Origin of the sequence: Acidiphilium sp. (genome assembly GCF_049977125.1) — a bacterium.
Classification (GTDB): domain Bacteria; phylum Pseudomonadota; class Alphaproteobacteria; order Acetobacterales; family Acetobacteraceae; genus Acidiphilium.
On sequence record NZ_JBMFGY010000177.1, the window covers coordinates 1 to 4934 of the forward strand.

The following is a 4934-nucleotide window of genomic DNA, read 5'->3' on the forward strand; positions in this document are numbered from 1 at the left end:
TGATTCGCAAGAGCCCGGACACGACAGCACGCCAATTTGTCGGCTAATCTGCCGGCCATGACCGATCCCGTTATCGAACAGATCGAGGCGTTCCGGTGCCGCAGGGGCAGCCTGACCGCCGAGCGGCGCAACCGCGGCTACACGTTATATAATGCCCGTTCCGGCGCACCGGTCGCCCGGCTGCGGCCGACCGACACCGAAGGCCGCTTCCACGTGCTCTATTGGTCGCTCTGGAAGGAACGCTGGGTCGCATCCGGACCGCTCGGCCCGGCCAAGCTCTCGATCGACCGGGCACTCGAGTTCATCGCCGCAGAGGACATCTTCTGGGCGATCCGCTGACCGCCTGCCCAGAACACAAAAATGCGCAAAGTCGAGCTCAGGTAACGCGAAAAACCGACGCGCCACAACCGCGCTGTCAGACCCTTCGACCGCGATCATGACGCTTGGGAACAAGGCGGCATCGACAATGATATGAGTTCGGAACTGATCGCCCCGATCGGTCTCGAATTGCACCTCGGTGGTGGCACCCCGCAGATAATCACCAATCAGCGGAAAGTAGTCCGCCAATCCTGCCAAACCCTGCAGATCACGATGAGATATCATCCCGTTGTCCAAATCTCGCCGAACGAAAAAACCGGAACGACGAAATTCTCAAATAACTAACGAAAATAATCAATCGCGCCTGCGGCGCTGTCGTCAACCGTCCTTGCCAGCCGCGCCCTCGTGTTCTGCAGTCTGAACCGGGCCCGGCCAGCCGGTCAAGGCCGCTCGCAAAGCTCGCGCCGCCCAAGAGCGGTTCGGGCGCGATAGGGCGCCCTCTGCCCTGACCGTCCGCCCGGCCCCGGTTCTCCTGGACCGCACACGAGGGACGTCGCTGGCAAGGGCCAGCCGCCTCCTGAGTGATGAAATGAAAACAGGAGACTGAATATGGCTGGATCAATGAATCGCGTCACCCTGATCGGAAACCTCGGTCAAGACCCCGAAATCCGCATCACCCAGTCGGGCGGAAAGGTCGCCTCGATGTCGCTGGCGACCAGCGAAAGCTGGACCGACAAGCACAGCGGCGAGCGGCAGGAACGCACCGAATGGCACCGGATCGTGGTGTGGAACGAAGGCCTGATCGGGGTGATCGAGAAATACTGCGCGAAGGGCGACAAGGTGCTGGTGGAAGGCATGCTGAAGACCCGGAAATGGGTCGATCAGGGCGGCAACGAACGCTACACGACCGAGGTGGTCCTGAGCGGCTTCGACAGTCAGCTGATCCTCCTCGGCTCACCGAATGGTGGTCGCCGGGAGGGCGGTGAGCGCGCCGCAACCTCGCGTCAGCGCGAGACCGCCGGGGCCACGGGTGGCTTCACACCCGGCGCAGGTGCCGATCTCGACGACGAAATCCCCTTCGCACCCTGCGTTGATTGACCTCCCCAGACCGGGCGATCGGCCCTCACCGATCGCCCATGGGTTCCCCCTCTTTCTTCTTCTTCCCAACTCTCGACAGGAGACGACCATGGCTCACGCCATCGCACCGGGTTTCGTGACCGAAACCGAAATCCGGCATCTCGCCAATCTGCTGAACGTCAACCGCTACCCCGACCATCACGTCATCATGTCGTGGGGCGAACAGCGCATCACCGCCGGCGATCTGCGTCGGTTCTGCACCACCGCCATGATCGGCGCCCGCCTGATCGAGAACAGCGCAGATTTCGCCTACGGCTTCACCACAGCCCGACGCTCCCCTGCCGACGCCGACTGATTATCCCCGACCGGGTGATGCCCGGCCAAACCCCCAGAAAGGATCGATCCAATGCCCTGCACCATTACCTTGAAGACCATCCCCGGCCGTAAGACCCCCTTCGGCATGACCCTCGCGTTGATGGGAAAATCTCTCGATCGCAAGACGATCGAGGTGGTCAGCACCGTGAACGACATCAAGAGTGCCGTAGCCGATTTCGGGAAATCGGTTCACCAAGCCCACCCCGATGAATCCTTCTACATCTCGGTCTCGATCGCCAAAGGCTGCCGCAAGCCCAACGGCTACGATGCGGCAACCAAAAACGACGGGTTGGGACAGGAAACGTACATGAAAATGGAGGAGCCCGAGCGATGCCCCGCCACCAGCTGATCGACGATATCGAGGCGATCTGTGCCCGCAACAAGGATGAAGGGTTCAATGTCGCCTGCGACATCCTCGCCCAACTCGGCCTGCATGCCCTGACCGACCAGGCGCTCGAAACCCTCGCCGAACGCTGCCGTTACGAATTCGGCAGCGGCGGCGTGATGGCCGTTCCGTCCGCGCTTCAGATGTCTCTCGACATCTGAAGCGCCTTCATCCTCAGCCTCCAACATGATAGGAGATGCTCATGCCCGATTCACCTGTTGAAAAGCACGGCCCCTCAGACTACCCTCTTGAGATGGAGACCCGCGTTGCCATTCTCGAACACATGGCCGCTCGATCCGAGAAGGATTTCGGCGAACTCAAGGCCATGGTCCGGGACCTGACCAACACGGTGCTCGCCAAATTCGATGCGACTGACAAGGCCATCGCCGACCTTCGCGTCGAGGTACAGTCAGTCCGGACGGATCTCACAGGAAGTATCCAATCAGTCCGGACCGAATTGCATACAGAAGTCCAGTCCGTTCGGACCGAGTTGCAAACAGGGTTGAATTCCAATCTCCGATGGACTGTCGGCAGCATCCTGGGTTTCGGAACGCTTGGCCTCGCCATCATCGGCCTGCTGCTCAAGCTTCACTAATCCGGTGATCCGCCCCTTTCGGGGCTGATCCCAACCACCCTACATCCTCTGCGACCGATTGAACCGGACAGGCTGGCCTGATCCGGCCGTTGTCGCATGCCCGAAAGGTCGATCCCATGCTCCGCCAATACTTCGCGTCCCGCTTCATGGGCGGTAACAACCCGCTGCGCATCGGCACCATTGCCGTCGGCAACATCTACTACATTCAGGATGACGGCTGGTGGCGCGATCGCTATCGGGGCGCACCGATCTGCCGCAACCCATGGGTCGTCGAAGCCTTCCTCAATGGCGTCTACACCGCAGCCCGGCGAAATCCCGACACCGGCCGATGGGAGAATCTCTACATCGCCGGCCGCTCGGACCTCGCAATCGTGCGATCCCTCCGCACCGGCAGACGGCAGACCGTCACCGTCCGCCTTCTCCAACTTGCCGACGACGAAGGGCATCACCGGCTATGGCCCACCTGTCCCGATCACCCCGCCGCCCATCTGGTCGAGCGCTACCTCAACCGCCGTCGTCATCGCCATGAGCCGCTCAGGAAAGCGGCATGAGCGGCGCATCAGAACTCCCGATCATCACCGGGATGCCGAAATCCCGACGGCTGCTGATCCTCGCCTGCTCGCAACGCAAGCGGCGCGACCTAACCCGGCCGCTTGCAATCGACTTCTACGACGGACCGCTCTGGCAAACCCTACGCACCGTCGGCCATGCCGGCGCCCACGCCCAGGTCGCCGTGCTGTCCGCCCTTTACGGGTTGCGCGACGCCCGGTTCGAACAGATCGCCGATCTCCACTACGATCAGGTCATGACCCGCGATTGGGCCGACGCCATGATCGCAGGCGGGATCGCAACACGATGGCCTCGGCCACCGCGCCGAAGCCTGCCCGACACGTTCGGCACCGCGCCCGCTGCGGAAATCTTCTCGATGACCCGCGCCATCGATGGCCCGTTCACCGACGTCGCGATCGCCGGCGGCCACATCTACATCGACGTCGCCCGCAGCTGGATCCCAGGCTTCATCAAATCCGGCTGGATCGCACCGGACGCACCGCTCACGATCATCAACGACATGATCGGCCGCATGCGCCAATCGCTCCGACACTGGCTTGTCGCATCCGGCCCGATCGACCTCACCGCATCTCCTCCTTCCCGTTCCCCCTGAAAGGATCCCGCTATGCTCACCGCATACTGCGAACGATCGGGCACGATCGGCTTCTGCCGAGCCACCTGCCCGGACGGCACCCTGCCGATCGCCAGCCACGCCCATGACGCCCTGCTCCGAGGCACGATTGCTGCCGTCGCACGCCATTCCTACGACACCAACACCCTTCTCGTACCAGGTCTGCCCGAAGCTGGTAGCAGCGAAGCCGCTCTGGATGCGCTGATCGCCTTCTCGGCACTGGTGCGCGAACGCCTCGCCGCCGATCTGGACCAGAAACCGGGTCAATCCACCCATGCGCTCGTCCCACGCGACGGCGACGTCGCGCACCGGCGCGGGTTCCGCGCTGACGAGAACCCGTTCATGCCGGGGACGGATCTGCACACGATCTGGAACGACGACTGGCATTTCCGGGAGCGGTCCATCAACGGTCCGATTGCGAGTGGCGCGCCAGCAACGACGGGGACAGAGCACGGAGGGCAGGGCTCATGAAACCCGCCAATCAGCGGCACCAGTGCCGCATCGATGCTGTCAGCGAGGCGATCCGACGCGCCAGCTCAATCGGGGCGCTCGAAAGACTCGCTGGTGTCCCATCCGCAGCGGAAGATTGAACCGCGTTCTGGCTGCCTTTCAGCCATCTGCCCGGAGCATCCGCGCTCGATGCAGGAGTGGCCGAACTCAAACGCCGGATCATCGCCGCCGCAACAGCAGCAGCAGCTGGACCGCAGCAAATGACGCATCGCCCGAAGTGGGAAAATCCGACCGGATCGTCATAATGGAACAAAACATGACCAAATGCGCCTGCGGCGCTGTCGTCAACCGTCCTCGCCAGCCGCGCCCTCGTGTTCTGCGGTCTGAACCGGGGCCGGTCGGCCGATCAAGGCCGCTCGCAAGCTCGCGCCGCCCAAGAGCGGTTCGGGCGCGATAGGGCGCCCTCTGCCCTGACCGTCCGCCCGGCCCCGGTTCTCCTGGACCGCACACGAGGGACGTCGCTGGCAAGGGCCAGCCGCCTCCTGAGTGATGAA

At 63.0% G+C, this 4934-nt stretch carries 9 protein-coding genes; all 9 read left to right on the top strand.

Annotated features, from left to right (window positions below; all coding sequences use genetic code 11):
- The first annotated feature begins 57 nt into the window (after positions 1 to 57).
- Positions 58 to 339 carry a hypothetical protein gene (locus tag ACP5E6_RS16060; RefSeq protein WP_427955770.1) on the top strand — a complete coding sequence of 94 codons (282 nt, stop codon included), beginning with the start codon at positions 58 to 60 and terminating at the stop codon, positions 337 to 339.
- 588 nt (positions 340 to 927) lie between these two features.
- Complete coding sequence (gene ssb / locus ACP5E6_RS16065) at positions 928 to 1416, top strand: single-stranded DNA-binding protein (protein ID WP_427955773.1); 489 nt, start codon at positions 928 to 930, stop codon at positions 1414 to 1416.
- 88 nt (positions 1417 to 1504) lie between these two features.
- Positions 1505 to 1750, top strand: coding sequence for a hypothetical protein (locus ACP5E6_RS16070; protein WP_427955775.1), 246 nt, complete (start codon positions 1505 to 1507; stop codon positions 1748 to 1750).
- Positions 1751 to 1801: 51 nt separating this feature from the next.
- Positions 1802 to 2119, top strand: a complete 318-nt coding sequence (locus ACP5E6_RS16075; RefSeq protein ID WP_427955778.1) for a hypothetical protein — start codon at positions 1802 to 1804, stop codon at positions 2117 to 2119.
- Entirely contained in the window at positions 2101 to 2316 is a 216-nt protein-coding gene (locus tag ACP5E6_RS16080) for a hypothetical protein (RefSeq protein WP_427955780.1), read from the top strand. Before ACP5E6_RS16075 ends, ACP5E6_RS16080 begins: the two co-directional genes overlap by 19 nt.
- Positions 2317 to 2357: 41 nt before the next feature.
- Positions 2358 to 2750, top strand: coding sequence for a hypothetical protein (locus ACP5E6_RS16085; protein ID WP_427955782.1), 393 nt, complete (start codon positions 2358 to 2360; stop codon positions 2748 to 2750).
- Positions 2751 to 2896: 146 nt separating this feature from the next.
- Positions 2897 to 3301, top strand: coding sequence for a hypothetical protein (locus ACP5E6_RS16090; RefSeq protein WP_427955784.1), 405 nt, complete (start codon positions 2897 to 2899; stop codon positions 3299 to 3301).
- Positions 3298 to 3912, top strand: coding sequence for a hypothetical protein (locus tag ACP5E6_RS16095; protein WP_427955787.1), 615 nt, complete (start codon positions 3298 to 3300; stop codon positions 3910 to 3912). The genes ACP5E6_RS16090 and ACP5E6_RS16095 overlap by 4 nt, the downstream gene beginning before the upstream one ends.
- A 12-nt stretch (positions 3913 to 3924) precedes the next feature.
- Positions 3925 to 4401 carry a hypothetical protein gene (locus ACP5E6_RS16100; RefSeq protein ID WP_427955788.1) on the top strand — a complete coding sequence of 159 codons (477 nt, stop codon included), beginning with the start codon at positions 3925 to 3927 and terminating at the stop codon, positions 4399 to 4401.
- The last annotated feature ends 533 nt before the right edge of the window (positions 4402 to 4934 follow it).

Bases quoted from the DNA above. Each gene is read 5' to 3' on its own strand.
- ACP5E6_RS16060 (WP_427955770.1), top strand. From the start codon at position 58: ATGACCGATCCCGTTATCGAACAGATCGAGGCGTTCCGGTGCCGCAGG.
- ssb (WP_427955773.1), top strand. From the start codon at position 928: ATGGCTGGATCAATGAATCGCGTCACCCTGATCGGAAACCTCGGTCAA.
- ACP5E6_RS16070 (WP_427955775.1), top strand. From the start codon at position 1,505: ATGGCTCACGCCATCGCACCGGGTTTCGTGACCGAAACCGAAATCCGG.
- ACP5E6_RS16075 (WP_427955778.1), top strand. From the start codon at position 1,802: ATGCCCTGCACCATTACCTTGAAGACCATCCCCGGCCGTAAGACCCCC.
- ACP5E6_RS16080 (WP_427955780.1), top strand. From the start codon at position 2,101: ATGCCCCGCCACCAGCTGATCGACGATATCGAGGCGATCTGTGCCCGC.
- ACP5E6_RS16085 (WP_427955782.1), top strand. From the start codon at position 2,358: ATGCCCGATTCACCTGTTGAAAAGCACGGCCCCTCAGACTACCCTCTT.
- ACP5E6_RS16090 (WP_427955784.1), top strand. From the start codon at position 2,897: ATGGGCGGTAACAACCCGCTGCGCATCGGCACCATTGCCGTCGGCAAC.
- ACP5E6_RS16095 (WP_427955787.1), top strand. From the start codon at position 3,298: ATGAGCGGCGCATCAGAACTCCCGATCATCACCGGGATGCCGAAATCC.
- ACP5E6_RS16100 (WP_427955788.1), top strand. From the start codon at position 3,925: ATGCTCACCGCATACTGCGAACGATCGGGCACGATCGGCTTCTGCCGA.